19 protein-coding genes and 2 pseudogenes are annotated in these 26,299 nt (G+C 70.4%); 11 read left to right on the top strand and 10 right to left on the bottom strand.

Features of this window, described 5'->3' with window-relative positions:
- Window positions 1-164: 164 nt before the first annotated feature.
- Window positions 165-359 (bottom strand): annotated as a pseudogene (locus FL311_RS44960) (hypothetical protein); the annotation flags it as partial.
- 246 nt (window positions 360-605) lie between these two features.
- On the opposite strand from FL311_RS44960, the gene FL311_RS07725 reads away from it, so the two are divergent.
- Both FL311_RS07725 and FL311_RS07720 read left to right on the top strand, forming a co-directional pair.
- The gene (locus tag FL311_RS07725; protein ID WP_141324286.1) at window positions 606-1,016 is read left to right on the top strand and encodes a DUF962 domain-containing protein; all 411 of its coding nucleotides are present in this window, start codon (window positions 606-608) and stop codon (window positions 1,014-1,016) included.
- A gap of 244 nt (window positions 1,017-1,260) precedes the next feature.
- The gene (locus FL311_RS07720; RefSeq protein ID WP_141324285.1) at window positions 1,261-1,983 is read left to right on the top strand and encodes a YebC/PmpR family DNA-binding transcriptional regulator; all 723 of its coding nucleotides are present in this window, start codon (window positions 1,261-1,263) and stop codon (window positions 1,981-1,983) included.
- Window positions 1,984-2,055: 72 nt separating this feature from the next.
- Here the strand turns inward: FL311_RS07720 and FL311_RS07715 are convergent, their stop codons facing one another.
- The 3 genes from FL311_RS07715 to FL311_RS07705 form a co-directional block, all read right to left on the bottom strand.
- On the bottom strand, window positions 2,056-2,547 hold the full coding sequence (locus FL311_RS07715) for a hypothetical protein (RefSeq protein WP_141324284.1): 492 nt from the start codon (window positions 2,545-2,547) through the stop codon (window positions 2,056-2,058).
- 438 nt (window positions 2,548-2,985) lie between these two features.
- Window positions 2,986-7,452, bottom strand: coding sequence for a discoidin domain-containing protein (locus tag FL311_RS07710; RefSeq protein ID WP_141324283.1), 4,467 nt, complete (start codon window positions 7,450-7,452; stop codon window positions 2,986-2,988).
- Window positions 7,453-7,861: 409 nt separating this feature from the next.
- The gene (locus FL311_RS07705; RefSeq protein WP_228556738.1) at window positions 7,862-11,242 is read right to left on the bottom strand and encodes a peptidoglycan-binding protein; all 3,381 of its coding nucleotides are present in this window, start codon (window positions 11,240-11,242) and stop codon (window positions 7,862-7,864) included.
- Between the two features lie 299 nt (window positions 11,243-11,541).
- Here FL311_RS07705 and FL311_RS07700 point away from each other — a divergent pair, with 299 nt between their 5' ends.
- Window positions 11,542-12,024 carry a hypothetical protein gene (locus tag FL311_RS07700; protein ID WP_141324281.1) on the top strand — a complete coding sequence of 161 codons (483 nt, stop codon included), beginning with the start codon at window positions 11,542-11,544 and terminating at the stop codon, window positions 12,022-12,024.
- A 50-nt stretch (window positions 12,025-12,074) separates the two neighbouring features.
- Here FL311_RS07700 and msrA read toward each other — a convergent pair whose 3' ends face one another.
- Window positions 12,075-12,731, bottom strand: a complete 657-nt coding sequence (gene msrA / locus FL311_RS07695; protein WP_141324280.1) for a peptide-methionine (S)-S-oxide reductase MsrA — start codon at window positions 12,729-12,731, stop codon at window positions 12,075-12,077.
- A 136-nt stretch (window positions 12,732-12,867) separates the two neighbouring features.
- On the opposite strand from msrA, the gene FL311_RS07690 reads away from it, so the two are divergent.
- The gene (locus FL311_RS07690; RefSeq protein WP_141324279.1) at window positions 12,868-14,493 is read left to right on the top strand and encodes a Sapep family Mn(2+)-dependent dipeptidase; all 1,626 of its coding nucleotides are present in this window, start codon (window positions 12,868-12,870) and stop codon (window positions 14,491-14,493) included.
- A gap of 6 nt (window positions 14,494-14,499) precedes the next feature.
- On the opposite strand, the gene FL311_RS07685 is transcribed toward FL311_RS07690, so the two are convergent.
- Complete coding sequence (locus FL311_RS07685) at window positions 14,500-16,107, bottom strand: ATP-binding protein (RefSeq protein ID WP_228556737.1); 1,608 nt, start codon at window positions 16,105-16,107, stop codon at window positions 14,500-14,502.
- Between the two features lie 243 nt (window positions 16,108-16,350).
- On the opposite strand from FL311_RS07685, the gene FL311_RS07680 reads away from it, so the two are divergent.
- The 5 genes from FL311_RS07680 (at window position 16,351) to FL311_RS07660 (ending at window position 22,530) form a co-directional block, all read left to right on the top strand.
- The gene (locus FL311_RS07680) at window positions 16,351-17,313 is read left to right on the top strand and encodes an ornithine cyclodeaminase family protein (protein WP_141324278.1); all 963 of its coding nucleotides are present in this window, start codon (window positions 16,351-16,353) and stop codon (window positions 17,311-17,313) included.
- Window positions 17,310-18,677 (top strand): MFS transporter, encoded by a 1,368-nt coding sequence (locus tag FL311_RS07675; protein WP_141324277.1) that lies wholly within the window; start codon window positions 17,310-17,312, stop codon window positions 18,675-18,677. Before FL311_RS07680 ends, FL311_RS07675 begins: the two co-directional genes overlap by 4 nt.
- A 197-nt stretch (window positions 18,678-18,874) precedes the next feature.
- Entirely contained in the window at window positions 18,875-20,206 is a 1,332-nt protein-coding gene (locus FL311_RS07670) for a hypothetical protein (protein ID WP_194869103.1), read from the top strand.
- A gap of 256 nt (window positions 20,207-20,462) precedes the next feature.
- The gene (locus FL311_RS07665) at window positions 20,463-21,761 is read left to right on the top strand and encodes a Tox-REase-5 domain-containing protein (RefSeq protein WP_228556736.1); all 1,299 of its coding nucleotides are present in this window, start codon (window positions 20,463-20,465) and stop codon (window positions 21,759-21,761) included.
- Window positions 21,762-21,771: 10 nt separating this feature from the next.
- Window positions 21,772-22,530, top strand: a complete 759-nt coding sequence (locus FL311_RS07660) for an immunity 52 family protein (protein WP_141324275.1) — start codon at window positions 21,772-21,774, stop codon at window positions 22,528-22,530.
- A gap of 54 nt (window positions 22,531-22,584) precedes the next feature.
- Here the strand turns inward: FL311_RS07660 and FL311_RS07655 are convergent, their stop codons facing one another.
- Window positions 22,585-22,827, bottom strand: a complete 243-nt coding sequence (locus FL311_RS07655; RefSeq protein WP_141324274.1) for a hypothetical protein — start codon at window positions 22,825-22,827, stop codon at window positions 22,585-22,587.
- 259 nt (window positions 22,828-23,086) lie between these two features.
- Between FL311_RS07655 and FL311_RS07650 the strand changes: the two genes are divergently transcribed.
- Window positions 23,087-23,332 carry a hypothetical protein gene (locus tag FL311_RS07650; RefSeq protein ID WP_228556735.1) on the top strand — a complete coding sequence of 82 codons (246 nt, stop codon included), beginning with the start codon at window positions 23,087-23,089 and terminating at the stop codon, window positions 23,330-23,332.
- 3 nt (window positions 23,333-23,335) lie between these two features.
- Here the strand turns inward: FL311_RS07650 and FL311_RS07645 are convergent, their stop codons facing one another.
- Window positions 23,336-24,031 carry a hypothetical protein gene (locus FL311_RS07645; protein WP_141324272.1) on the bottom strand — a complete coding sequence of 232 codons (696 nt, stop codon included), beginning with the start codon at window positions 24,029-24,031 and terminating at the stop codon, window positions 23,336-23,338.
- 97 nt (window positions 24,032-24,128) lie between these two features.
- Window positions 24,129-25,012 (bottom strand): annotated as a pseudogene (locus tag FL311_RS07640) (NmrA/HSCARG family protein).
- A gap of 195 nt (window positions 25,013-25,207) precedes the next feature.
- Here FL311_RS07640 and FL311_RS07635 point away from each other — a divergent pair.
- The gene (locus FL311_RS07635) at window positions 25,208-25,810 is read left to right on the top strand and encodes a hypothetical protein (RefSeq protein ID WP_141324271.1); all 603 of its coding nucleotides are present in this window, start codon (window positions 25,208-25,210) and stop codon (window positions 25,808-25,810) included.
- A 7-nt stretch (window positions 25,811-25,817) separates the two neighbouring features.
- Here the strand turns inward: FL311_RS07635 and FL311_RS07630 are convergent, their stop codons facing one another.
- Entirely contained in the window at window positions 25,818-26,291 is a 474-nt protein-coding gene (locus FL311_RS07630; RefSeq protein ID WP_228556734.1) for a DUF2203 domain-containing protein, read from the bottom strand.
- Window positions 26,292-26,299 lie beyond the last annotated feature (8 nt).

Genomic DNA, 26,299 nt, shown 5'->3' with positions numbered 1-26,299 from the left:
GCGCAACAGCGGCAGGTCCTTGAAGAAGATCTGGTCCTGCAGGGTCTTCGTCGCAGTGGACACGACGACGCGCCGGCCCGACAAGAGCGCGGGCACCAGGTAGGCGAGCGTCTTGCCCGTGCCCGTGGCATGCCGGGAGGGTTGATCCCAGGGGCCTGGGCGACGGGGAGCAGGGCGCCCTGGGAGACGAGCCGGGTGAGGATGCCCTGGAGTCGCTCGGGAGGCAGCCCGGTGAGCGCGGGGAGGTTCCTGGCCGCCGTGGCGCCGTCGAGCCGCGAGAGCACGAAGCCCTCCTCCGGGCTGAGCACCAGCGTGCGCAGGTCCACCGTCGGGTTCGGCTTGGGAATCCAATCCGTCATTGCTCCCGAGTCTCCCACGACCCGTGGATGAGGTGGAGGGGCCGCTGTCCTCGACGTGCTCCGGTGCGCGACGGGCGGAAAACTGCGGGGTCGACGGCCGCGGGACGTCCGATTCCGTTCAAGCCTCCCCGAGCCCGCCTGGTTGCCTGGCGGCCCTGCCCTCGGGGGCCGGAGCGGGCGCGGGAGGGCACTTCCTGACGCGCGGCGGGTTGACGCCGAGCCCCTGCCTGGACACAACTTCACTTCATGTCCAAGCCCACCCTCCAGACCTATGCCGAGTTCTGGCCGTTCTACCTGCGCGAGCACTCGCTGCCGGTGACGCGCCGGTTCCACTTCGTGGGCACCAGCCTGGGCGTGGCCACGGGCATCGCGGCCATCGCCATGGGGCGCGCGGCGCTGATTCCGGCGGCGCTGGTCTCGGCCTACGGCTTCGCGTGGTTCAGCCACTTCTTCATCGAGAAGAACAAGCCGGCGAGCTTCAAGTACCCGCTGTGGTCGTTCATCTCGGACTTCCGGATGGCGGGGCTGATGGCCGTGGGGCAGCTCGACGCGCACATGGAGCGCGCCTTCGCCAACGGTGAGCAGGGCACGGGCGCCAACAGCATGGCCCCCGCGTCCCGGCCGGCGCCCCAGGCGGCGGCGCAGCAGGTCCGCTGAAGTCCCACGGGTCCGTCGTCGACGGGCCCGTGTCACCCGGGTGGATGACGGCGGGGGCGTGGGCCCTGGGGGCTTGTGCCCGCGCGTGTCGTCCCCGGGTCGAACGTCGGGAGGACGCCGCCCCGCACACGAAGCGCGGGCGCTCCAGCCGAGTTGCGCTAGATTGGCCGGGCCCTTTACAGCAACCCCCTTTCTTCACCTGGGGCGCGCCTGGCGCCCCCTCTCTTCGCGAGTCGCTCGACCCATGGGACGCATTTTCGAGACACGCAAGGCCACGATGATGGCCCGCTGGAACAAGATGGCGAAGGTCTTCACGCGCATCAGCAAGGACATTGCGATCGCGGTGAAGGCCGGCGGGCCCAACCCGGACTCGAACTCCACGCTGCGGCGGGTGTTGCAGAACGCGCGCGCGGCGAACATGCCGAAGGACAAGGTCGAGGCGGCCATCAAGCGCGCCAGCGGTCAGACGGCGACGCAGTACGAAATCGTCCTCTACGAGGGTTATGGGCCGCACGGCATCGCGCTGCTGGTGGAGACGGCCACGGACAACGTGGTGCGCACGGTGGCGAACGTGCGGATGCACTTCAACCAGAACGGCGGGAACATGGGCACCACGGGCAGCGTGGGGTTCATGTTCAAGCGCATGGGCGTGTTCCGGTTGAACCCGGAGGGCCTCAACCAGGAGGAGCTGGAGCTGGAGCTCATCGACCACGGGTTGCAGGAGATGGGCGAGGGCACGGGCGAGAAGGGTGAGAAGCAGCTCATCATCCGGTGTGACTTCGCGGACTTCGGCAAGCTCCAGGCGGCCATCGAGGCGAAGGGGCTGGCGCCCATCTCCGCCGACTCCGAGTACATCGCGGAGAACCTCATCGAGCTGCCCGAGGACAAGGCCACCGAGGTGCTGGAGCTCGTCGACGCCCTGGAGCAGGACGACGACGTCCAGCGCGTGTTCCACAACCTGGGCTGAGCCGTCGTCGCGGCCCGGGACGCGAGCGGGCGCTCGTCATGAGCGCCCCCGTCTCCGGGCCTTCGGCTGTCCTCACCGCGCCACGTCGTAGGTCTTGCGGATGACCGTGCCGCCGCGGTCGATGGACACCACCACACGCTTCGCCGTGTCGAGCTGGGCGTAGGCCTCCAGCGCCTTCTCCGGCGTCTCCAGGGTGATTCCGTTGATGCTCTGCACCACGTCCCGCTCCTGGAACCCGAGCTTCGCGTAGATGGAACCGGGCCGCACGGCGAAGAGCTTGAACCCCACCGCCTTGCCGTCCTTGAACGAAGGCACGAACCGCGCGTCCCCGCTCTGCGTGCACGTCTTCTCGTGCTCCGCCTGCGGGTTGCGCCGCACCGAGTACGTGTTCTCCCCCGTCACCTTCACCTCCAGGTTCTCGGGTTGATGCGAGAGCGCCTGGAGGAAGTTCGGCGCCGCCTGGGGAACATCCACCGGCGGACTCGCCAACGAGACGAACGGCGCGCTCGCCAGGATGATGGCACTGCCCCACTGACACATCTGCTTCCGGAATGAGCAACTCATCGTGTCCTGCCTCCTTCCCCATCGCGGGGGTGAGCAGGACAAGAGCAATCACGATGCCAGGGTACGTCTTCACTCCGAGGACCGTGCCGGCAGAGGCGACGACGCACCTCCACGCCAGCCTGTCCTGTCAGCCCTCCTCGCCCGCACGATGACAGCCTGTCGTGACAGCTTGTCACCCGCGCCGCAGGGCCCTCAGGTCCGAGAGGTCACGGTGCGCGACGACCCACCACCGTCATGAGCGCTTGGAACAGAGCGCTCGACCCTTGTCGAAGTTTCGCCATGACTCCCCACGCCTGCGCGTCCGCTCCCCGCGGAGAACGGACGCTGGCTTCGGGAGTCGCGTTACGGCACGTACCAGAAGGCGCCGGAGGTCATCGAAATCGGGCGGTCGGCGAGGATGGCCGGAGGTGTGGGCCCGGCCATCCCCTGGGCCTGGGGCTACTTGGTGAACGTGATGGGACCACTGGACAACGTGGCGTTGTTCGCCCCGTCCACCGCGCGCACCCGCCAGGTGTGGCTGCCCGTGGCGAGGCCCGTGAGCGTCGTCTGCTCCGTGCCCACGCCGTACACCTCGAGCTCCCACAGCGAGTACCCGTAGCCCGTGCCGCGCTCGATGCCGCGCATGCGGACGTATCTCCCCACGCCGCTCAGCCCCGTCAGGTCATCCTGCCCGCCGTTGCCGTTGGTCTCCGTGTACACCGTGCGCCACGTGGCCCCGTCCACCGACGCGTCGATGGCGTACTGCTTCCCGTACGCCGCCTCCCAGCGCAGGTTCACCCGCTTGAGCGAGTACACCGCGCCCAGGTCCACGGTGATGGACTCGGTGTTGGGAGAGGGCACGTCCGTGCGACTGGCCCAGCGTGTCGTCGTGGCGTTGCCGTCCACCGCGTCGTTGGGGCTGCCGAACTCCGACGACGTCGCGGAGACGTTCTTCCCGAGCGCCAGGTTCGTCGTCGTGCCCACGTACGCCTTGGGCGTCACGTCCGGCGTCCTGTCCACGCCGTCCACCACCAGCACGTACTTCGACACGCCCGCGCCCACGTCCGTCGTCTGCTCCCAGATGAAAGTGGTGGGGCCCCCCGGTACCGCCGTTCCCGCCGAGGGCACCAGCGCCGCGAAGGCCGCCGGGGGCGCCGTGTCGTTGAGCGTGAAGGTCGCCGTCGCCGACTGCGTGACGCCGCCCGCCCAGTTGTACGCGCGCACGAACCAGGTGTGCTGTCCGTTGCCCAGCGCCGCGTTGATGACCGGCGCGGAGTTCGTGCGCGTCGTGGCCACGGGGAACGGGCTGCCGTCGAGGAACACCTCGTAGCGGTGGATGCCCGTCTGCGGGTCGCTGCTCGCCGTCCACGTGAAGTTCGGCCGCGTGGTGAGGGTGGAGCCCGGCGCCGGCGTCAGCAACGTGAAGGCCGTGGGCGGCGTCGAGTCCGACAGCCCGAAGCCCTCGATGCCCGCGCCGTACTGGAACAGCGGGTTGCCGTAGATGGGCAGCACCGGCAGGCCCTGCGCGATGCGCGAGCGAATCTCCGCGCGCTGCGCCGCCGTGGCCCCCAGGTCGAACGGGAGGTCCCACTGCTCCAGTTGGTTGTTCTCCACGTCGGTGCCAATCTGGTCCAGCGAGCGCGGCAGCTGCCAGGGCAGCTTGCCTCGCGGGAACACGTCACCGAAGAGCACGTCCGCCACCGCCGGGCCGCCCGAGTCTCCGGGCCGATACGCCACGAGCAACGCGTTGGTCTGCGGCACCACGTTGGTGAGGATGTACGGACGCGGCAGGATGAGCACCGTCGTCGTGGGGATGTTGCGCGCGCGGAAGCCCGTGATGAGGCCGTACTGGTTGCCCCACTTGGCGTCGTGCGCGGGGCCGATGGGGTCTCCGGGCAGGTAGGGCTTCTCCTTGTCCCACTCGGTGCCGTGCGTGAAGTAGCTCTCGCCCACCACGACGATGGCGGCGCTGGGCGTCACACCCGCGGGCGCGTTGTCCTTGTACACCGTGATTCCGGCCGCCTCCGCGCGCTGCTTGATGGCCTGGTAGATGGTCAGGTCCCCGAACTCCGTGCCGTGGAAGTCCGAGCGCCACGTCACCATGCACGGTCCCGCGTCCGCGCACGGCCCCGCGATGACGATGCTCGAGCCCGCGCCGAGCCGAATCGGCAAGGCACCATCGTTCTTCAGCAGCGTCATCGCGTTCTGCGCCGCGCGGCGCACCAGCGCCTTGTGGTCCGCCGTGTGCCACTCGGACGTGCCGGCGGGCCCCCGGCGGTACGGGTCCTCGAAGATGCCCAGGCGGAACTTCAGGTCCAGGATGCGGCGCACCGACTCGTTGATGCGGGCAATCGGCACCGCCGTCTCGAAGTCGCCCATCTGCGCGGGGTTCGCGCCACCCATGACGTCCGAGCCCGCCTTCGCCGAGCGCACCCACGCCCCCGACGGCAGCCAGTCCGAGCAGATGACGCCCTGGTAGCCCAGCTTCACGCGCAGGTAGTTGAGGATGCCCACGCTGTCGCCCGCGCCGTAGCCCTCCGGGCCGAGCAGCCAGCTTCCCGCATAGCCGGGCATGATGCCGCTGGTGCCGGCCTCCAGCGCCGCGTGCCACGGACGCATGTGGTAGTGGATGGTGGTGCCGTCGTAGGTGATGCCGGCCTCACCGCCCGCGCCCTGGCCGGGCCAGTGCTTGGTGGTGACCCAGATGGAGTGCGGGTTCACCTCGGGGCCACCCTGCAGGCCCGCGATGAGCGCGCGGGTGATGCCCGCCGCCAGGTCCGCGTCCTCGCCGTTGCCCTCCTGGATGCGCGGATAGAGCACCTTGGTGCCCACCTCCGCCAGCGGCGACAGCGTGCCCCGGCTGCCCACCGCGAGCTGCTCGCGGCGCTGCATGTCACCCAGCTCGTAGATGGTGTCCAGGTCCCGCGAGGCCGCGAGCGCCGGCTGTGTGGGCCAGCTCGTCTTGAAGCCGTGGATGGAGTCGCCCGCGTCGATGTTCGGGATTCCCAGCCGCGTCGCCGCGGAGGCCCGCTGGAAGGCGACGATGTCCGTGGGGCTCAGCGGCCCCATGGTGAAGCCCGCCTCGGGGAAGGTCTTCGCCTCGTAGAACATCTGCAGCGCCTTCTCGCGCGTGGTCATCCGCGCCATCAGGTCATTGACGCGCGTGGCGATGGGGTTGCGCCAGTCCTCGTACGGGTCGATGACGCCGTTCTTGTTCAAGTCGCGCATGCCGTTGATGAGCGCGACGCCGTCGTCCGCCGTCTCCACGACGGGCAGGTACAGGCTGAAGGTTCGCAGGTCCGAGCGACTGGTGGCGCCGCTGGCTTGCGTGGCCACCACGTACCACTTGTACGTCCAGCGGTCGGGCAGGTCGCGGTCCAGCGTCCACGACGTCGCCGTGGTGGTGGTCATCAGCGTGTAGCGGTCCAGCAGGCTGCCCGGCGCCATCCAGTCGTAGTCGTCACGGCTGATGTTCAGGTAGACCTTGTAGTTCGCCGCGCCGGAGACGGCGGCCCACTGGAGCGTGGGACGGCGCGTGCTCGTCACCATGGCGGCGTTGGCCGGGGCGACCAGCGCGAACGCTCCCGCCACGGGCGGCGGCGCGGGCGCGACGTACGGGTCCGGGATGATGGTGCGGTCGCGGTCGGGGCCGGTGCCCGTCGAATAGATCTCCACCCTCCACTCGGCGCCCTGCACCGCGAGCGCGGTGACGCTCTGTCCGCGCAGCACCGTGCCGTTGGCCGCGGTGACGACCAGCCGGATGTCCGTGTTGGGCGCGGTGGGGGAGAACTGGTTCTTCGACAGCGTCACCGTGGTGTTGGGCGCGAAGGTGATTTCGTACGTGAAGGGACCGGGCGGGTTGCGCACCGACGGCGTGGTGTTGCCCTCCTCGGGCGTCGGCGTGACGCTCACCGGCGCGGGCGAGACGTTGATCTTCGCGTACGCCAGCTCCGGGAACATCAGCTTGATGGTCTGGTTCGTCGTCTGCGGCTGCGGCTCCTGCGGGCCCTGGCCGGGCGCGTAGATTTCGAAGTCCCAGAGGGAGATGCCGTAGCCGGTGCCCTTGGTGAGCGCGCGCACACGCACGTAGCGGGCCGAGCCCGACACCGTGACCTCCCGTCGCCCCGGCGCGCCGTCGGTGATGTTGGACGCGAGGGGCGCCCAGGTGGAGTCGTTCGTCGAGCCCTCGACGACGTACGTCGCCGCAAAGGCGCCCTCCCAGTTGAGCACCACCTTGCCCAGGGTCTGCGCGCTGCCCAGGTCCACGCGAATCCACGGCTGCGCCTCCACCTCCGACGAGGACCAGCGCGTCGTCGTGTTGCCGTCCACCGCGTAGCCGGGCGCCAGGTGCGCCGCGTTGGCCTCCACGCTGGAGGCCGTGGCGGGGCGGTTCTTCGCCAGGTCTCCGGTGGTGGACGTACCACCGCCGTAGATGGCCAGCTCCCACAGCGAGTAGCCGTAGTCGATGGCGCCTCGCTGCGTGCAGAGGATGCGCACGTAGCGGCCCGTGCCCGTCACCGTCAGGTCATCCGTGCCGCCGTCGCCGTCCGTCACCGCGCGGATGTTCGTCCAGTTCGTCGCGTCCGGGGACGTCTGCACTGTGTACGCGCGCGCGTATGCGGTCTCCCACGTGAGCACGACGCGGTTGATGGAGGTGCTCGCGCCGAGGTCGACGTAGATCCACTCGTTGTTGGTGAACGCGCTGCCCCAGCGCGTGCCGCCGTCTCCGTCCACGGCGTAGGTGCCCCCGAGCCCGGGCTCGGAGGACGACGTCACCGTGGGCCGGTTGAGGGCGAGGTTGCCCGCCTGGGCGCTCGCGTCCGAGGCGAACCCCGCCACACCCACCACCACCGCCACGGCGCATGCTCGCGTCAGCGCATTCCTGACACGGTGCAGTGCCTGCAAGAGAGGAGTTGGTAATCGCATGGAATGAAAAGCGGGCCGCTGGAGAAAGTGAGGGAGGGGATGAACAAACGCATACCGGGATGGGGCTGCGTCCGAGCGGTCCTTTCCTTTCACGGCTGATTCTATTTCTTCGGACGAAAAAGAAAGTCAAACCAGGGCCGGATGACGCGTTAAGTCGGGAAATGCCCGCGCCGCGGCCATGCAGGATTTCCATCAGGGTGTGCGGCCGCCGCGTCGCGTCGCGGACAGTGAGCTCGAGGGGGCGCGGACGTGGCGCGTGCGTCTGTCGGGTACCGGCAGCGTCGTGGCGCGAGGGTGCGGCCGCGGCGAGCCCTCGGCGCACCCGCGCTCATCGCTGTCCCGAGACGTGGAGTGGAGGGCTCGCCTCGGGGCGGGAGCGCGGCGAGGCGGGCCGCGCTCCCGGACCTGCTCAGGGCGACTCGTGCTGCTTCGCCCAGGCGGCGACTTCGGGCGTGCGCTGCTGCACCCAGGCGCGGAACTCGTCGCCCTGGGAGCGGTACTGCTCACCACCGCCCGCGCCGCCCGAGGGCGGGTGTCCGAAGAACAGCGTGTGCACCTCGCGGCCGAGCGTCGCCATGTCGACGCCGTGGGCTTTGGCGAGCCGCTCGAGGAACTCCTGGAAGTGCGCGCCCTTCATCTTCATCGCGCTGGCGGCCTGGGCGAGGCTGTCCAGGTGGAGGGCGTCCTGCGCCACGTCCGGGTGCGCGGTGAGGAAGGTCTGCACCTGCTCGGGTGACATGCCCGCGCCCTGGACCAGACGGCTGTCGAGGAGGTCGGGGCCCAGGTGGATGAGGCCCTTCGCGAGTCCCGGCGCCATGCCGCTGGCGGTGAGCAGCCTCACCTGCTCTTCGCGCAGGCGCGCGTCCGCGGGGTCCAGGTACTTCAGCCCGAGCCCGCCGAGGAACAGCGCCGCCCCCAGGATCTGGAAGCCCGGCGCCATGCCGAACAGCGAGGCTCCCGCCATCAGCGCGCCGCCGAGCGCCTGGGCTCCCGAGGAGGCGGCCTTCCACCCGTCGCCCTTCCGCAGGAACTGGAGGCTCTGCATCGCGTCGCCGGCCGCGCCCAGCACCGCGCCCAGGGCGGACACCTTGCCGAAGGCCGAGACGGCCGAGGACCAGCGCGCCGTGTTGCCGAGCACGCTGGTGATGACCGTGGCCCCGTCTCCCGTGACGCTCAGGCCGTCGCCGACGACCTTGAGCCTCGACGCGAGGTCCGCCTGGCTCCAGCCCGTCGCGTCTCCGACGAACGCGGTGGTGGTGACGAGCATGCCCAGGGTCCGCAGCGCCTGCCCGCGAGGGGAGTCCGGCGCGAACGGCAGGCCCGTCTCCTGGTCCGTGAGCAGCGCCTTGAGCGACTTCGTCGTCTCGAGCACCTGCGCGTCGGTGGAGCCGGGCTTGATGTCGCGCAGCAGCCGGAAGTACGACTTCATGTCGCTCGACTTCATCCCGAACACGTCGGCGTAGCGCGCGAGCCCGTCGAACACCTTCCGCGCCTCAGCGGGCGACTTGTCGCCGGCGGAGATGAGGGCCACCGTGCCCGCGCTCTTCACCAGCGCGAGCGCGAGCTTCTCGTCGAAGTCCTTGCCGTCCTTCAGCGCGCCCACCACGTCGAGGAAGAGCGGCTTGTCCTCCGCCTTCGCGGTGAGCTGCGCGGCGAGGTACTCGGCGCCGCCCTTCGTCTCGGCCAGTCGGGGGAGCTCGCGCGCGAGCGCCTTGACGCGCGCATCGTCCGAGCCCACGGGCACGCCATCCGGCGCGGCGGTGGAGAGCAGCTTGCCCAGGCGCTCGTGCTCCGCGAGGTCCTGCTGGACGCTGCCCTGGCGCAGGTACGTGTCGATGAAGGCCTTCTGCTGCTCGGGCGAGAGGACGGCGGCGGGGCCGCTGAGCAGCTCGGTGAGCCGCTGCTGGTGCAGCTGCGCCTTGTCCGCCGCGGCGGTGAACTGGCCGCGGATGCCGTCGAGGGTGCTCCACAGCGTCTGGTGCAGCGCCGCCTGGGCCGTGCCGTAGGAGGGCGCGGTGCTGCCCGGGGGGATGACCTCTTCGCGACTGAGGGAGCGCTCGATGTCGAACGCGAGCCGTGAGCCGAGACCGAAGTTGAGGGACGTGCGCACCGCGCTCGTCAGCGACAGGTTGACGAGCGTGGGCGGCGAATCACGCGTTAAGGCCTTGCCCACGCGTCCGGCCGTCGGGTCCTTGAGGTGCTCGGTGGCGCGCGCGAGGGCGTAGTACGTCTCGTGCTCGATGCGCGTCTCCTCGTTCGCGAGCTTCTCGAGCACCTTGCGGTCATTGAGGTCCGGCGGCTTCTGCGAGCCGGGCGGATGGAGCTTGCGGTTCGTCTCCGGGGACACGCCGGCGAAGAGCTGGCCCATCTTCGCGAGGGACGGCTCCGCCGCGCGGACGAAGGCCTCCTGGTAGACGGGGTCCGGGTTGCTGGCGATGAGCCGCTCGAACTGACGCGCGCCCTGCTCCAGGCTCGTCTGGAGGGTGGCCTCCAGCGCCTTCGCGTCCTGGGCCGCGCGGGTCTTCACGTCCGTGCCGGAGCCGCCGACGGTGCTCACGCCGGGGTTCGGGAGGAAGGGCTCGGGCTTCGGCGCGGGGACGTCGCGGGCGGCGTCCTCCAGGCGCTTCGCCACCGCCGCGCCCACGCTGCCTCCCGCGCGTGCACCCGCGTCCGCGGCCGGGTTCGTGGAGGCACCCTGGAGCGCGGTGAAGGACGGCTGTCCTCGCGTGGGCGAGAAGAAGACGCCCAGCTGCTCGCGCGTCATGGCCACCGGGCCGCCGGTGTGGAGCGGGTCCGCGACCAGGTACTTCCCATCCGAGGTCTTGCCGAGAATCGCGTTGAGGTGGCCGATGTCGCCGGAGCCCATGCGCTCGGGGAACTGCTCGCGCCAGGCCGCGTTCGTCCGACCGTTGGCGACCACGGGGTTGCCCGCGGCGAGCTGGCGGTCCAGCTCCTCCCAGCCCTGGCCGTAGCGCGCGTCGAGCCCCGCGCCCTTGACGCCGTCGCTCACCATGGTGCCGCCGGTGAGCTCGCGGTCACGGTCGAGCTGCGGCACGCGGGTGCCGTCGGAGGCCTTCACGTAGGTGAACTCGCTCTCGCGGCGCGGGCTCATCAACGCGCGCGCGTAGTCGACCTGTTGCTCCTTGGTGAGTCCCGCGGGCATGTGGCCCGTGTACGCGAGCGACATGGCGAGGCTCGCGGGGCCGCAGTTGGTGCTGCCGCGAGGACCGGTCGGGTTGTACTCGGAGGTGAACTGGGTGATGAACGCGTCCTCGGCGGACATGGCGGGGCGGCGCGCGCCGCCGGAGGACTTCGCTTCCGTGAGGGCCTTGCCGAGCGCCTCGCGCGTCCTGCCCGCATAGTCACCGGAGGCCGTGAGGCCGTGCTCGGCCTGGAAGCGCTCCAGCGCGGCCTCGGTCTTCGGGCCGAACTGTCCGGGGCCCGTGGCCACCTGCTCCTCGGTGAGGTAGCCCAGCTTCACCAGCGCGTCCTGCACCGCCTTCACGTCGGGGCCGGTGTCGCCGCGCTTCAGGTCCCGGAGCGGGAGGGGTGCGGGCTCCTCCTCCTTCTCTTCAGGAGGTGGCGGTGGAGGCGGCGGCGGTTGGAGCCGCTCGCGGTGGACCGCGCCGCCGTTGTCCTCCTCGAAGCTGGAGGTCGAATCGAAGCCCTCCGCGCGAGAGGACTCCTCCTTGACGACGTTGTTCTCGGTGCGGGTCTCGGTCCGGGCTGTTTCAGTCGCGCCTTCGGATGAGACGGATTGCGTCGGGCGTGATGCGCCGTCGACACGCATGTGGTGACTCCCCCTCTGATACATCACCGGGACGTGGTGTCCCTGGCTGGATTATCCGCCGGCGTGACGCGATGTTGCGTCGGGTCACGCCGTCCCGGCGGAACATACCGGATGCGAAGCCGATACGGATGAATCATGAAGCCATTGCGGACACGTGTGTGGCTCCAATGAATCTCGGTTCATGAGAGCGTGTGTATTCGTCACGGTGTGGGAGGGCGAGACTCACCGGGCCGCCGCGCGTTGACGTGCTCTGCCGCGGGTTCCAGCGTCCGGAGGGACGACACCCGTGGAGGCGTCCCATGTCCATCACCCTGAGAATCGTCGAGCCGCCCGACACGCTGCCGGATGGGTACCCGCCGCTCGACCCGGAGCATCCGGTCGACTACCGCCTGCGGTACGTCGAGCTGGACATGCTCATCGAGGCGATGAGCATGCTCGGGGTCGTGGCCGAGGAGCCCGCGGAAGAGGAGGCGCTCCCGGCGATGGACCGGTTCGGTGAGGCGGGCAACCCGTTCGACCCCGATGAGTGCGTGCGCATCTCCCGGAGCATGCGCCGCTTCATGCAGGAGGAGGTGCCCTCGGAGTTCTTCGCCACGCTCCAGGAGCGCTGGAGCGACACGCAAGCGGAGCTGCGTCAGGCGGTCGAGGCGCGCGGCGAGCTCGTGGTCTCCGGGTTCGAGTCGTTCCAGTACGATGGCAAGTCGCTGCGCAACGCCTTGCCGCACTGGGGCGCGTTCACCGCCATCGCCGCCGACAACGGCGGGCTGGAAGCGGTGGAGTAGCGCCGCGCGGGAGGCACGCGAGGTGCCTCCCGGTGCTTCACGTCACGGGCTCAGGCGCTGACGCCCACGCCGATGGGGCAGCTCACGCCGGTGCCGCCGAGGCCGCAGTACCCGCCGGGGTTCTTCTCCAGGTACTGCTGGTGGTAGTCCTCGGCGTAGTAGTACGCGGGCGCGGGGAGGATCTCCGTGGTGATGGTCCCCACGCCCTTCGCCGCGAGCGCCTTCTGATAGGCGTCCCGGCTGGCCTCCGCGATGCGCTTCTGCGACTCGCTGGTGTAGTAGATGCCCGAGCGGTACTGCGTCCCCTCGTCGTTGCCCTGACGCATGCCCTGCGTGGGATTGTGGTTCTCCCAGAACACCCGCAGCAACTGCTCGTACGAGAGCTTCTTCGGGTCGAACACCACGCGGACCACCTCGTTGTGCCCGGTGAGCCCGCTGCACACCTCGCGATAGGTGGGGTTGGGCGTCAGCCCGCCCGCATACCCCACGGACGTGCTGTACACGCCCGGCGTCTGCCAGAACTTCCGCTCCGCGCCCCAGAAGCACCCGAGCCCGAGGATGGCGACTTCATACCCCTCCGGCACCGGCCCCTTCAGCGGCGTGCCCAGCACCTCGTGCTTGGGCGGAACAGGCATCTCGTCCGTCCGGCCAGGCAGCGCCTCCGCCGGGGACGGCATCCTCAGCTTCTTGGTCGTGTCGAAGAACATGCCTGGAGGAATAGCGCTCCCGCCCTCCGGTTTCACCCCCATGGGGAGCGGGCGGCCTGACGGGCGTCACTTGGGGAAGCAACCCTTCCGCCGAGGTAGGACGACCTGCCCTCTTGAAATAGGGTCTCCCACCGCCATGCGCCTCCCCATCGCCGCCGCCCTCTGCTGTCTGGTCCCCTCCGCCGCGCTCGCGGCTCCGGACCCCCGCTGCCAGGGCACCCCCAAGGCCCGCGCCGCCCGCTTCTCCGAGGACGCCATGAAGGGCTCGAGCCCCCAGGCCCGCCACGCCGCCTACGTGCAGGCCTGCGCGCTGGACGACGTCGTCGCGCTCACCCAGGAGCTGGTGCGCTTCAAGACCGTCAGCAGCGAGGCCCCCGCGCCGAAGAACCCCGGCATCGCCGCCATGGGCCGCTTCCTCCAGAAGTGGGCCAAGGCCCACGACATGGCCTGGCGCGCCGTGGGCGCCAACGAGGTGTTCGAGCTTGCCTGGGGCAAGGGCGCACCCGCCCTGGGCCTGGTCTTCCACGGCGACGTGGTGCCCGCCCCCGCGCACGAGTGGAAGCGCCCGCCCTTCGAGCCCTACGTCCAGGACGGCCGCCTGTACGGCCGAGGCGTCGAGGACGACAAGGGGCCGCTGGCCTCCGCGCTGGTGGCGCTCGACTACGCGCGGCAACTCGGCATCGAGCCCCGGGGCAAGGTGCTCGTCATCATCGGCAACGGCGAGGAGAGCGACTGGACGGGCATGCTGAAGTACGCGGCCATGGAGCCCAAGGCCCCGCACGTCATCTCCGTCGACTCGAGCTTCCCCGTCGTCGCCGCGCAGTCGGGCTTCGTCGCGTGGAACCTGTCGGCGCCCGTGGGCCCCGCGCGCAAGTCCTCCAGGTTCGCGCTGCGCCCCGTGGACGCCAAGGGCGGCGAGTTCCTCACGCAGGTCCCCGGCACCGCCACGCTCAAGCTGCTCCCGGGCGAAGGCAGCTCGCTCCCCGTCGCGCTGGAGACCGTGCGCGCCGCCGTCGCCGACGAGCAGCGCACGCGCTCCTGGCTCAAGGCCGACGTGAAGGAGGAGGGCGGCGCGGTGCTGCTCACCGTGCACGGCAAGGCGGTGCACTCCTCCGTCGCCAACGAGGGCGTCAACGCGCTGTGGGGCCTGTCCGCCGTCTCCTCGCGCCTCATCCTGGAGGACAACGGCATCGCCGCCATGCTGCGCGTGCTGTTCCTGCGCTTCGAGGGCGACCACCACGGCCAGAAGCTGGCCGTCGAGTACTCCGACGCCGCGCTGATGGGGCCGCTGCTCGTCGCGCCCACGATGCTCCGCGTGGCCGACGGCAAGGTGAGCCTGGGCGTCAACATGCGCCGCCCCCGCGGCCAGGACGCCGCCCGGTTCAACGCCGCGCTGGACCAGGCCGCGCTGCTCGTGGGGCAGGACTCGGACGGTCGCGTGACGGAGGCCGGCGAGCGCTACGTGGGTGACCCGCACGTGGCCGACACCACCGGGCCGCTCGTCACCACGCTGATGGCCATCTACAAGCGTCACCGCGATGACCCGGACGCCGTCCCCACGTCCGTGCGCGGCGGCACCTACGCGCGCCTGTTCCCCAAGGCCGTGGACTTCGGCCCCGGCTTCCCCGGTGACGAGTACACCGGCCACGCGCCCGATGAGTCCATCTCCCTGGAGAACCTGGACCTCACCACGCGCATGCTCGCCGAGGCCGTCTATCTTTTGTCCGTGGCCCCCGAGCCCGTCTCCGCGCCGGGGAAGTGACGCCCGTCAGGCGCCGCGGCGCGGCCAGTACACCCGGAACGTGGTGCCCTCCTCCCGCGAGGAGCGCACCTCCACGCGGCCTCCGTGCGCGCGCGCGATCTGGTGGACGATGTAGAGCCCCAGGCCCAGGCTGCGCTGCTTCTGGTACGACGATGAGGCGCCCACCGACGGCTTGAACGGGTCGAAGAGGCGAGGCTGCAGCTCCGCCGGAATCGGCTCGCCCTGGTTGTGGACCTCCATCAGCACGACGTCCGCGCCGCCTCGCACCGACGTGGTCACCGGTGAGTCGAGCCCGCCGTGCTGGAGCGCGTTGGCCACCAGGTTGCCCAGCACCTGCGCCACGCGGTCCGGGTCCCACTGGCCCGAGGTGTCGCCGGACGACTCGAACAGGAGCCTGCGCTCGGGGTGGCTCACCTGGAGCTCGTCCAGTGTCGCCTGGCAGATGTCCGCCAGGTTCATCGACTGACGCGAGACGGGGATGCCCGAGCCCAGCTTGCTGCGCGCGAAGTCGAGGATGTCCGTAATCATCCGCCCCATGCGCCCGGCGGACTTGCGGATGCGCTCCACGGCCCGACGCTCGGGCGCCTCCAGCTCCTCGGCGCGCGCGAGCTGGAACGCGGACGCGCTGATGGCGTTGAGCGGGTTGCGCAGGTCATGGCCCAGGATGGCGAGCAGCTGCTCGCGGAAGTCCACCGCCCGCTGGAGCGCGGCCTCCGTCTGCTTGTGCTGGGTGATGTCCACCACGGTGCAGCCCAGGCCCAACAGCCGCGAGCCCTGGGGCGCGCGCACCGGGTAGAACGTCGCCTGCCACACGCGCTTGCCGCGCTGGGGAATCAGTGACGGGGGCGTGGCGAACTCGAACCCGTTCAGCGGCTCACCCGTGCGCAGCACGCGCAGGAGCAGCGGCTCCATCAGGTCCGCCAGCTCCGGGGGCTGCATCTGCCGGAAGGTCCTCCCCAGGTGCGCCTCGGGCGGCGCGCCGTTGATGTCCGCGAGCGTCTGGTTGATGCGCAGGTAGCGCAGGTCCAGGTCCAGGAACGCCATGCCCAGGGGCGCGGCCGCGAGGAGCGCGTCCAGCAGTGCCAGCGAGCGCTGGGCCTCCACCCGCGCCTCGCGCTCCAGGTCCTGGATGTCGCGCTGACGCTCCACCGCGAAGCGCCGCACCGTGCGCACCACGGCGTTGTCCAGGGCCTCTTCCATCCGCTCCAGCTCCCCCACGTCGAGCGGCTGGGGTTGTGTCTCCAGCCGTCGCAGGATGCACTTGCGCAGCAGCGCGTACTCGGCCGCCACCTCGCCCGCGTCGAAGCCCTGCTCCAGTCGCTCCTCGGCGTGCTCGTCCGACAGCGAGTCCGCCTGCCCCTGCTCTCCGTGCTCGAGCGCGTCCGCGAGCGAGGTGAGCAGCATGGGCATGTGGTCCAGGAGCCACGAGGGGCGCTGGGGGGCCTGGTCGTGGAGCGCGCTCATGGCCTCCAGCCAGTCCGAGAGCACCTCGTGGTGGTGCGCGCGCAGGAACTCCGAGGCCCGGCGCGGCGACTCGCGCTCGGCCCCACCGTGCTCCGCGGCGCCTGTCTCCGGCCCCAGCATCACCGACCTCCCGAGTCCCCATCCGGTCATCCCGCCACGAATCTGGGCACGAAGGTCTTCATGGGTATGTCCGCCCTGGGGGGCTGGCGGGCGTCGGCTTCCCGAGCGCCGTGTTGGACTCCCGGGGGCGCGCCGGGCCTGGGCGCGCTCGCTGCCGACGGCCGCCGCGCCCCGTGGGGCCAGGGCTTCGTCCGTCGTCCGCTCATCGCTTCGCCCCGGAGGATGAGGTCCAGGGCTGTGGCGCCGCGCGGGCTCGGTTAGGGTGGATGACAGATGCGCACCCTCCTGCTCACCCGCTCCGATGTGTCCCGAAACCTCCAGGCGCTCTCCCTGTTGGAGGACCTGCGAGAGGCCTTCCGCACCGATGCCCTGGCTCGCACGGTGGCCCCCCAGCGCATCCGCGCGCCCCTGCACGCCGAGGGCACGGTGATGGCGCTGTTGCCCGGCAGCCTGCCCGGCGTGCCCGCGTACACGGTGAAGGTGCACTCGAAGTTCCCGGCGAGGACGCCGGCCATCCAGGGCGTGCTGCACCTGCACGACCTGGTGACGGGCGAGCTGCTGGCGGTGATGGACTCCGGCCACCTGACGGCGGTGCGCACGGGCGTGGTGGGCGCGCTCGCCGCGGATGTGCTGGCGCGGCCGGACGCGAGCCGGGTGGCCATCCTCGGCGCGGGGGTGCAGGGCGGCATCCAGCTCAAGTCCCTGCGGCTGGTGCGCTCGCTGTCGCACGTGCGCGTGTTCGACGTGGACGCCGCGAGGGCCAACGCGTTCGCCGCGCGCATGTACCAGGACTTGAGCCTGCCGGTGCGCCCGGCGGAGTCGGTGGCGGAGGCGGTGGAGGACGCGGACATCGTCGTCGCCGCGACGTGGAGCCGCGAGCCCCTCTTGCGCTCCGGGATGGTGCGGCCGGGCACGCACATCACCACGCTGGGCGCGGACGAGCCGGGCAAGGCGGAGGTCTCCGCGGAGCTCCTGCGCGAGGCGCGCTTCTTCTGTGACCACCGGGGCCTGGCCGTCTCGCAGGGCGCGGTGGGCAACGTGGGCCTGGGCGAGGAGGTCATCCGCGCGGAGCTGGGCGAGGTGCTCGCGGGCTTGAAGCCCGGGCGTGTGTCGGCGGAGGACGTGACGGTGTTCGGCGCGGTGGGGCTGCCGTTCCAGGACCTGGCCGCCGCGTGGCACGTGTACCAGGCGGCGACGGGGGATGACGCCATCGGCGGGGTGGACTTCAGCGCATGAGTGCCTGGGGCGCGCTGATGTCGCGGATGGGGCTCACGCGTCCGGAGCTGCGCGCGTGGGCCTGGTACGACTGGGCCAACTCCGCCTACGTCACCACGGTCGTCGCCGTCGTGTTCCCCATCTATTACAAGTCCGTGGCGGCCAAGGGCCTGCCGAGCGACGTGGCCTCCAGTCGCTTCGCGCTCGTCACCGCGCTGGCGCTGGGCACGGTGGCGGTGCTGTCGCCCGTGCTGGGCGCGCTGAGCGACAGGGCGGGGCGGCTCAAGACGCTCCTGGGGGTGTTCCTGACGCTGGGCGTGGCGTCCACGGTGGGGCTGGCCCTGGTGGGGCCCGGCGATTGGAAGTGGGCGCTGGGGTGCTTCGGCATCGGCAACGTGGGGCTGACGGGGTCCATCGTCTTCTCCGATGCGCTGCTGCGCCACGTGGCCCGGGACGAGGAGCTGGACCGGGTGTCCACCGCGGGCTACGCGCTGGGCTACCTGGGCGGCGGGGTGTTGCTGGCGGTCCAGCTGGTGATGCTGGTGAAGCCCGCGTGGTTCGGGCTCGCGGACGCGGCGTCGGCCTCGCGCGTGGCGTTCCTCACCGTCGCGGTGTGGTGGGCGGCGTTCTCGGTGCCGCTGTTCCTGCGCATCCCCGAGCCCCGGCCCACGGGGGACGCGCAGGTGCCGCGGTTGTCATTGGGTGGGGTGTTCGCGCAGTTGTTGGAGACCTTCCGCGCGCTGCGCCAGTACCGCGAGGCATTGCTGCTGCTCGTGGCGTACCTGCTCTACAGCGACGGCATCGGCACCATCATCCGGTTGTCGACGCTGTATGGGACGGAGCTGGGCATCGGCCAGGGGGCGCTGATGGGAGCGCTCCTGATGACGCAGGCGGTGGGGGTGCCGTGCGCGGTGCTCTTCGGCCGCGCGGCGTCGCGGGTGGGGCCGAAGCCGGCGCTGATGTTCTCGCTGGCGGTGTACGTGGTGGTGACGTTCCTGGGCTACTTCATGCGCTCGCCGGTGCACTTCTTCGCGCTGGCGCTGCTGGTGGGCATGGTGCAGGGCGGCAGCCAGGCGCTGAGCCGTTCGATGTTCGCGCAGATGATTCCGCGCCACCGCGCGGCGGAGATGTTCGGGCTCTTCAGCGTGTTCGAGAAGGTGACGGCGGTGGCGGGGCCGCTGGTGTTCGCGGCGACGGTGGAGCTGACGGGCTCCAGCCGGCAGGCGGTGCTGTCGCTGCTGGTCTTCTTCGGCTCGGGCGCGCTGGTGCTGTGGCGCGTGGATGTCGCGGAGGGCAAGCGCGCGGCGCGCGAGTCCGAGGCTCGCGCGGGCTGGAGTCAGGCCCCGCTGACGGCGGAGGCGGCCGAGGCGGTGCGCGCGGAGTAGCGCTGGGTGCCATGGGAGTGGATGGCGATTCATCACGCCTGGACCTGCCACGTCGTTCAAGTCGGGGGAGCGCTGGGGGTACCTTGAAGTGAACCCCGCAATCCCTCACCACCACTGACCCACCACCGGCGCGGCGCGAGTCGCCCGGTCGACGTGTGTTCTTCGTGGCTCATGCGGGGCACGCAGCGGAGGCGTGTATGCACGAGAGGCGAAGCTGTCTGGCTGCGCTGCTGTTGTTGCTGTCGGGGGCCTCTCGGGCAGACGAGGTCGAGGCACCGGCACTACCCGCAGAACTGGGGGAAGAGGCGCGATGGACGAACCTGCTGCGCGTCGAGGCCATGCCGTGGGCGCTGATGCCTCGCGGTGGCGCGGGGACGGAGGAGGGATTTCTCCAGATAGAGCCCACCTTCGTCATCGAGTACGGCGCGGAGTTTGGCGTCAACCTCGGGGCTCCCGTGCGGTTGCGCCTGTGTGGGCCAGATGGCGGCGGGGTGTTCCGGCGCGAGGACTGGGACTCCCTCTCCGATTGGGGACAGCTGGTGCGGAGTCTCAAGCTGGGCTCGGACAATGCGCCCTGGGCGCTGTGGTTCGGCGAACTGGAGAGCTACACCCTGCTGACGGGCCACCTCGTCCGGCGCTACGCCCACCGCGCGAACCCGGACTACCACCCCGTCGCAGGTGTCGTCACAGGGTCCCTGGGGCCTGTCTACGTGGAGGCGTTCTCCTCGGACATGCTGGGGGCGCGGCTGATGGGGGCCGAGGTTGAACTGGATGTCGAGCATGTGCTCTTCGGCAAGCCCGAGCAGCGGTCGCGCTACACGTTGAGCGTGTCCGCCGTGCACGACTGGGGGCGAGCTGGAGGGCGCGCGCCCCCGGTGACGTTGGCGCACCTGGATGCCGTGGCCGTGTTCTGGGTACGTCCGGCATTTGAGGCGCACGCTTTCGCGGGCTGGGGAGGCAAGCCGGGAGACTCTGACGCTTGGGGTGTGGTGGCCGGGTTGGGCATGGAGTCCATCACGCAGACGGTGGACCTGTGGTTGAGGCTGGAGGCAAGGCGCCAGCATGGCGGCTTCCGGCAAGGTTTCTTCGGCGTGGATTACGAACTGGCGCGCTTCCAGGCGGCGGGGCCGGACGGGGGTCCACTCGCGGATGCGCCCTTCCCCCATGGCTACTCGGTCTTCGGCGAGGCGGAGGTCGGCTGGGATGCCGTCCAGTACGGAGGGCTTCGGAAACACCTGAAGCTGTCGCTGGGGGCGGAGGCGTTCTCCTGGGGGCGCGTCGACGTCGATGGGCGTGTGGCGGTGCAGCTCTTCGAACGTGCGCTGGACCTGTCGCTGAAGGGCCTCGTCGTCGGAGCTGGGAAGCCCGGGGCGCGCTATCTGGGAGCGGCGGAAGTCCGCTGGAGGTTTCTCGGCGGGAAGCTCTACGCGATGGGGACAGGCGGCACGCTGCTGTTCCCCACGTCAGCAGGAACGCTGCGACCAGGGGCATTCGCGTCGGTGGGCCTGGGGGTGGACAATGCGCGCTGACGCCCTGCTCGTGACAGTGGCGCTGCTTGCCACCGGCTGCGCCTCGCTGACGCAGGTGTCAGCGCACCCGGGGATGACGCGCGAGGCTCTCGGGGAGAGGCCTCGCGAGCCCCAGCTTCACACATCGGCTGGACCCTCGGGTGACGTCCGAACCCGGCACCGTCGAGGGTTTCGTGTCAGCACGTCGAACGATGTGAGCCCCACCGTGGGGAGCGCTGTGGTGCCCCCTGCGTCGCAGGTGGATGCGTGGGAAGCCTTGCTGACGAACGCGGGGATTGAGGAGCGGGACGAGCGGCCGATTCCAGGCGGCCCTCTCACCCCTGCCCAGGCGGTGCGACTGCTGAGTGCACTGCTCGGCAAGCCCGTGTCCCTGGGCCAGTTCCCGTCGCGACTCGCGGTGGGCCATGTCCTGCGCGGTGTGGTGGCGCACGGGGAGATGTCGCGCGCCGAGTTGGTGCGACAGGTCGAGCGATTCAAGCATCTGGCGGTGCTGCGTCCTGACGGATGCATGGCCTGGGTCGTCACCGGGAGAACACAGCAGCGAGTCGCTCTCGTCGAATGGAAGGACGGCGCGTTTCGCGCACATCAGTTCGAGCTGGGGCGCTTCTATGCGGGGCAAACCGGCGTTTATCGCCTGCTGGATGACGGGTTGCGGGAAGTGGATGGCCGCCCGCTGGCGGAGGTCTACGACGACGCGGACTACGTGGGCCGCACGCTGGACGGAGCTGAATCGGCGCTCGTGAAGCTGGCGCTCTGCATCGGCCATTTCTTCACGTACCCGCTGGACAGCATCGCCGCGCTCAAGCACCTGCCCGCCGGTGTGGCCGCGCTCATCGAGGCGTCCCCGGAGTACTTCGAGCGCTTCCGGCATCTGCCCCAGGGGGAGCAGATCGAGGCGGTGGCGGAGCTGGCTACGAACCTCCTCGTCGCGACCGGGACGGCTGGGGCGACGACGCGCACGGTGACCGGAGCACTGGCGGGAGCGGAAGCCACGGTGCCGGCGTTGTCGCTGTCCGTTCAGGGGGCGCTGACCCTCGAGCGCGTGGCGGTTCCAGTTGGGCGCGCGGCGGCAGTACTCGGAGGGGGGCCTGGGGCAGCCGTCATCCTTCAACGGGCAACCACGGCGGTAAATGACGGTACGCCAGCCCAGGAGCCAGGACACTGGGGGCCCGCGAAGGAGGCCATGAAGCCACCTGCCCGGCGCTACCAGGAGCAGATCACGGGTCACTCCGCCGACGATGCCTATTGGGTCGGAGGGATGAGTGCGCCGGCCGGAGGTGTGAAGTTCGATGGATTCAAGAAGGGCGTGCTGTTGGAGGCCAAGGGCCCCGGGTATGCGAAATTCTTCGATGAGATGGAGCCCAAGGAATGGTTCCGATATTCCGGAGCACAGGGGCTCGTCGACCAGGCACAGCGGCAGACCAACAAGGTCCGCGGTCTGGGCATCCCGATTGAATGGCATGTCGCCGAAGCTCAGGCCGCCGCCGCGTTCCGACGGCTCTTGGAGGGTGCGGGTATCGAAGGCATAAAGGTCCTCCACACTCCCGCCCTCTGAGGAGAACACCATGGCCAGAACACCCGAGGCCGCTCCCCGTCCCGAGGCCTACTACGCCGGCGCCTACTGGGGGCCTCGGAAGGAGTCCCCAGAAGATTGTGCTTTGCACACGGCAACCCTGCTCAACCGCCTGGCGGAGTGCGACCCGCTTCTCGCGCACTGGTACAAGCCAACCAAGTCCCGCGCCTTGGCGGCCATGGTCTCGTTGATGCCGCCAGACATGCCGACTCTTGCCGAGCAGTTCCGGCGAGGCGTCAACCGCGAACGAGGAGGCCCGGTCATCGAGCAACTGGGCTTCAGCTTCTGGTTCGACAATGGAGGGTCAGCGGGAGATTGCGCAGCGCTGCGCATCACCTCGGGCGCCTATTCGGAGGCCGTCCCCAACTATTGCACGCTGACGCTCCCCAAGCGCGGGCCGAGCGCGGAGCGGATGCTCTCGGTTCCTGTACTGCCCCGAGTGGTGGGCAGCATGGCCTCGGCCTGGGATGCGGACTGGGCGCTCGCTACGTCGTGGGAGCACCGCGAGACGCTCCCTGAAGGAACCAGGACAGGGACCTTCGTCGGTTGGGTCACATACCTGTCCCTGCGACGTGGGAGGGTGCCACCCCTGCCAGCTCCCGTGCGCATCGAGCCGCTCGAAGGCAAAGGAACACTCGTCATCCTGACTCCAGAGCGCTTCACGGCGACGAACCCGGAGCATGTCGCGCTGGCGCGGCACGTGCGCGAGGTGCTGACCGCGGCTGGGCTCCTGCAGCCTGTCACTCCCTGAGTCTGGAAGAGTCAGGCTGCCATTGATGGCGCGGCGGGCGAACGGTCTCCGCGCTCAGTGCTGCACGTGGGCCACTTCGCGGGGCGCGGAGAAGAGGCTGTCGCGGCCGTGGTGGAGCACCACCTCGCCGTGGAGCACTTCGCTCACGTCGTCGAACGACACCGCGAAGTCGTGACGACGCAGCAGGCCCTTCTCGACGATGAGCTCCTTCTCCGTGATGTCGACGATGCGGCCGACGATGTGGCCGTCATTGCCTCGGACCTTCATGCCCTTGTGAATCTCGGCGCGGGTGAACATGGGAGCTCCCTGGGGGGCGTGGGAAGTACCCCTCGACGTGAAGCTGGGGCGCCACCCCGCACCGTGCACCACCGGACGTCATGACAGACCTCCCGGTCTCCTGGTGCCGCGCCGTGCGCCCGCCCGGCGGCCTGCTTCCCGGCTGGATACGCAGCATCACCCCGTGGTCGCTCGCCGGAGCGTGCCCATCTTGGCCCGGGGAGGTGTGCGCATGGTCGTCGGCTTCATGGCATCGCGGACGGGACGTTGGCTTCGAATCGTGACCGGGTCCTGTCTGGTGCTGGGAGGACTGCGCGCGGGGACGGCGAAGGGCGCGGGGCTGGCCCTGCTGGGGCTCGGCCCCCTGGTCGCCGCCTCGCTGGACCTGGTGCTGATGGGGCCCCTGTTCGGTCTGCCCCTGCGCGGCGAGGACATCCGCCGCGAGCTGGGCGTGAACGAAGAGGCCTCGCTGCTCAACGGCCACCGCCGCGCGGCCTCGTCCCGCGCGGCGATGCTGCTGCACTGAGCCTCAGCTCTTGCCCACCTGGAACGGGATGTCGAGCGTGCCCAGCGACTCACCGCTGTTCGCGTCGACGGGCCGCGCCTCCAGCACGACGCCGCTCTCGCGGCCCGTGACCACCTGGAAGTAGATGAAGCCCTGCACCGTGCCGCCGTCGCCCAGCGTGCCCTCGGGCAGCGCCTGACGGAGCATGTCCTGCGTGGGCAGCGGCTCCTCGCACTGGTACGCGTAGGGGCCCGGGCCGTACGGCCCATAGAACGGATAGAACGGGCTGCCCCAGCGTGGACCGAAGCGCGAGCCCCACCGGAGCCCTCCGCCCAGGTACACCCATGAGCGCCCCGAGCCCCCCGTGCCCTCGTCCATCGACGAGAGGGCCGACTGCCTGAGCGAGAAGGGCGCCAGCGCGGAGTAGCGGAAGCGCGACTCGGTGCCCACGAGCGAGAAGTCCTCGTAGCGGATGCGCAGCGTCCTGCCGCTCTGGTTCTCCAGCCGGATGTAGACGGGCGTGAGCGTGCGCTCCAGGTTCGCCGGCGAGCCCTTCCACGCGGAGGCGTCCGCCACCAACCTCACCCCCGCGCCCTCCGCGACGGCCGAGTCCTGGTCCGCGGGCAGCACCTGGGCCTGCGTGGTGGGCTTCAACGTGTTGGTATTCGAGGCACAGCCCGCCACCACCAACAGGGCGACGAGCGGCACGAGCGCGCGCATGGGATGTCTCTCCTTTGCTGGAAAGGTAACCCTCGCGTGCCTCACGCCGCCCGAGAGAGCGGCGCCACCCCGGAACGCCGCCGAGCGCAGAGGGGCCTCACTGACTGGCGGGCGGCGTGGGCTCCGCGGCCGCGTGCGGCCACGCGGGGGACGTCAGGCTGCTCCAGTCCTGCTGCCGCGCCCAGTCCTCGAACGTGTGCCAGCGCACGTCCGGATAGTCGTGCCGCAGCGTGAGGATGTCCGCGTGGTAGCCCACCCGGTCCAGCCACTCGTACATCGCGGCCAGGTCCTCGCTGCGCTCGCGGATGTACTCCAGCGGCAGTTGCTCGAAGTGGATGCGGTGCCCGCTCACCATGGAGAGCAGCCCGGCCGCCTGCTGTCCGGTCACCTCGTCCGAGGCCACGTCGATGCGCTGCTCCAGGTGTCGCTCGCCGTTCTCCAGCACCTTCACGGCGAAGGCGGCCAGGTCCTCGACGGTCACCATCTGCAGCCCGCGCGTGGGCGGCAGGCCGATGGCGAACACGCCGGCGCGCAGGCCCTCCTCGAACATGGGGCTGGTGAGGTTCTCCATGAAGAACGTGGGCCCCAGGATGGTGAAGGGCAGGCCGCTCTGGCGCAGGTGCAGCTCCACGCGGTGCTTGCTGTCGAAGTGGGGGATGCCCGTGAGCCGGTCGGCCCCGGCGACGGAGGTGTAGACGAAGTGCTTCACCTCGGCGAGCCGCGCGGCGTTCACCTGGTTCATGCCATGGCGTAGAAGGCGTCCACGCCCTCGGCCACGCGGGCGAGCGTGTCCACGTCGTCGAAGGTGCCCACGGCCAGCTCGGCGCCCAGCGTCTCCAGCGCGCGCGCGCCGGGAGCTTCGGGGTTGCGGACATAGGCGACGACGCGGTGTCCGCGGTGGAGCAGGTGGCGCGCCACGGCACCGCCCTGCCGGCCGGTGGCGCCGGTGACGAGCACGGAGAAGGAGTGGGCCCTGGTCATGTGTGAACCTCGCGACAGCCTGGACTGCGGGATGTCGGGAAGGTGGGGACGATGAGGGCCTCTGACGAGCGTGGAGCAGGCGGCGCTTGTGCCCTCGCCCGAGCCCGCCGGGCAGCAAGGCGTGCAGGCCCCCCTCGTTTTCCCTCCCAAGTCCTCCCCCGGCCGGGCCGCGTGCGTGCGATGGTGCCGCCGCTCATGAGCAAGCGAGACAAACCGCAGGAATCCACGCTGGTCACGGCCGCCCGCTCCCTCGACGAGGGACTGGAGCGGTTCGAGGCCCTGGCCCAGCAGCTCCAGGACGCGCCCCTCCAGGCGGAGAAGCACCTGGAGAAGGCCTCCGCCACCCTCAAGGCGCTGGCGGACATGGACGAGGAGCTGCGCGCCCGCGTCGCCGGACTGGTGGGCGCCATCTCCCAGGTGCGTGACCGGCAGCAGACCCAGGCGGAGGCCGTGCAGGCGCGCGCGATGGAGCTGCAGCAGCGCACCGAAATCTTCAAGGACCTGCTCGTGCGCTACGGCTCGTTGGGGCAGAGCGCCGGAGAGCTCAACGTGCGGATGCAGGAGTTCGCCGCGCAGCGCCAGCAGGCGAAGACGCCCGAGGAGAACGCGGCGCTGGCCACGTCGTTCCAGTCGCTCCAGGACCGCATGGGCGAGGTGGCCGACGAGGCCCAGTCGCTGAGCCAGGCCGCGGAGGAGAAGGACTTCAACGACATCTCGCGGCAGGCAGAGTCGCTGCGTCAGCAGCTGTTGTCCGCGCGCAACAAGCTGTCGCTCCTGCAGAAGAGCTTCGGCGGGTGAGGGGCGCTCAGCTCAGGTAGGTGGGGGCGAACTCGTCCGGGCTGTTGATGGGGCGTCGTCCCGAGAAGCCGTCGTACATGCCGTGCCAGTGCGAGACGGCGGGCTCGCCGATGCGCCAGCACAGGTAGACGGGCTCTTCACCGCGGTGGGCCCGGAAGTCGACGAGCCCCTGCGCGCCTTTGATTTCCAGGCCCATCTCGTGGAACTGGCGCAGCTCGACACGGACCTTCTCGAGCAGCGCGTCGCGCTCCTCGCGCAGGGCCTCGTGGTTGGCCAGGGCCTTGCCCTCGGGCGTGCCGAGCGTCTCCACGAGCTGTTGCACCCGCTCCACCCAGGGGCGGATGTGCTCGAAGGTGCGGCTCAGGAGCGGCACCAGTCGATTGGCCTCGTCGACGCTGAAGTAGCGCATGGCCGGGGAGCATGCAGGGCGCTCGGGCGCATGACCATCCGTGGTGTGGCCGGAGCGCGCGCGTTTGCGCACGGCCTGAC

It is taken from the genome of Myxococcus sp. AB025B, assembly GCF_006518215.1.
Taxonomy (GTDB): domain Bacteria; phylum Myxococcota; class Myxococcia; order Myxococcales; family Myxococcaceae; genus Myxococcus; species Myxococcus fulvus.
Note: the sequence above shows the minus strand (reverse complement) of the source record. Positions and strands in the feature narration are given on the sequence as shown.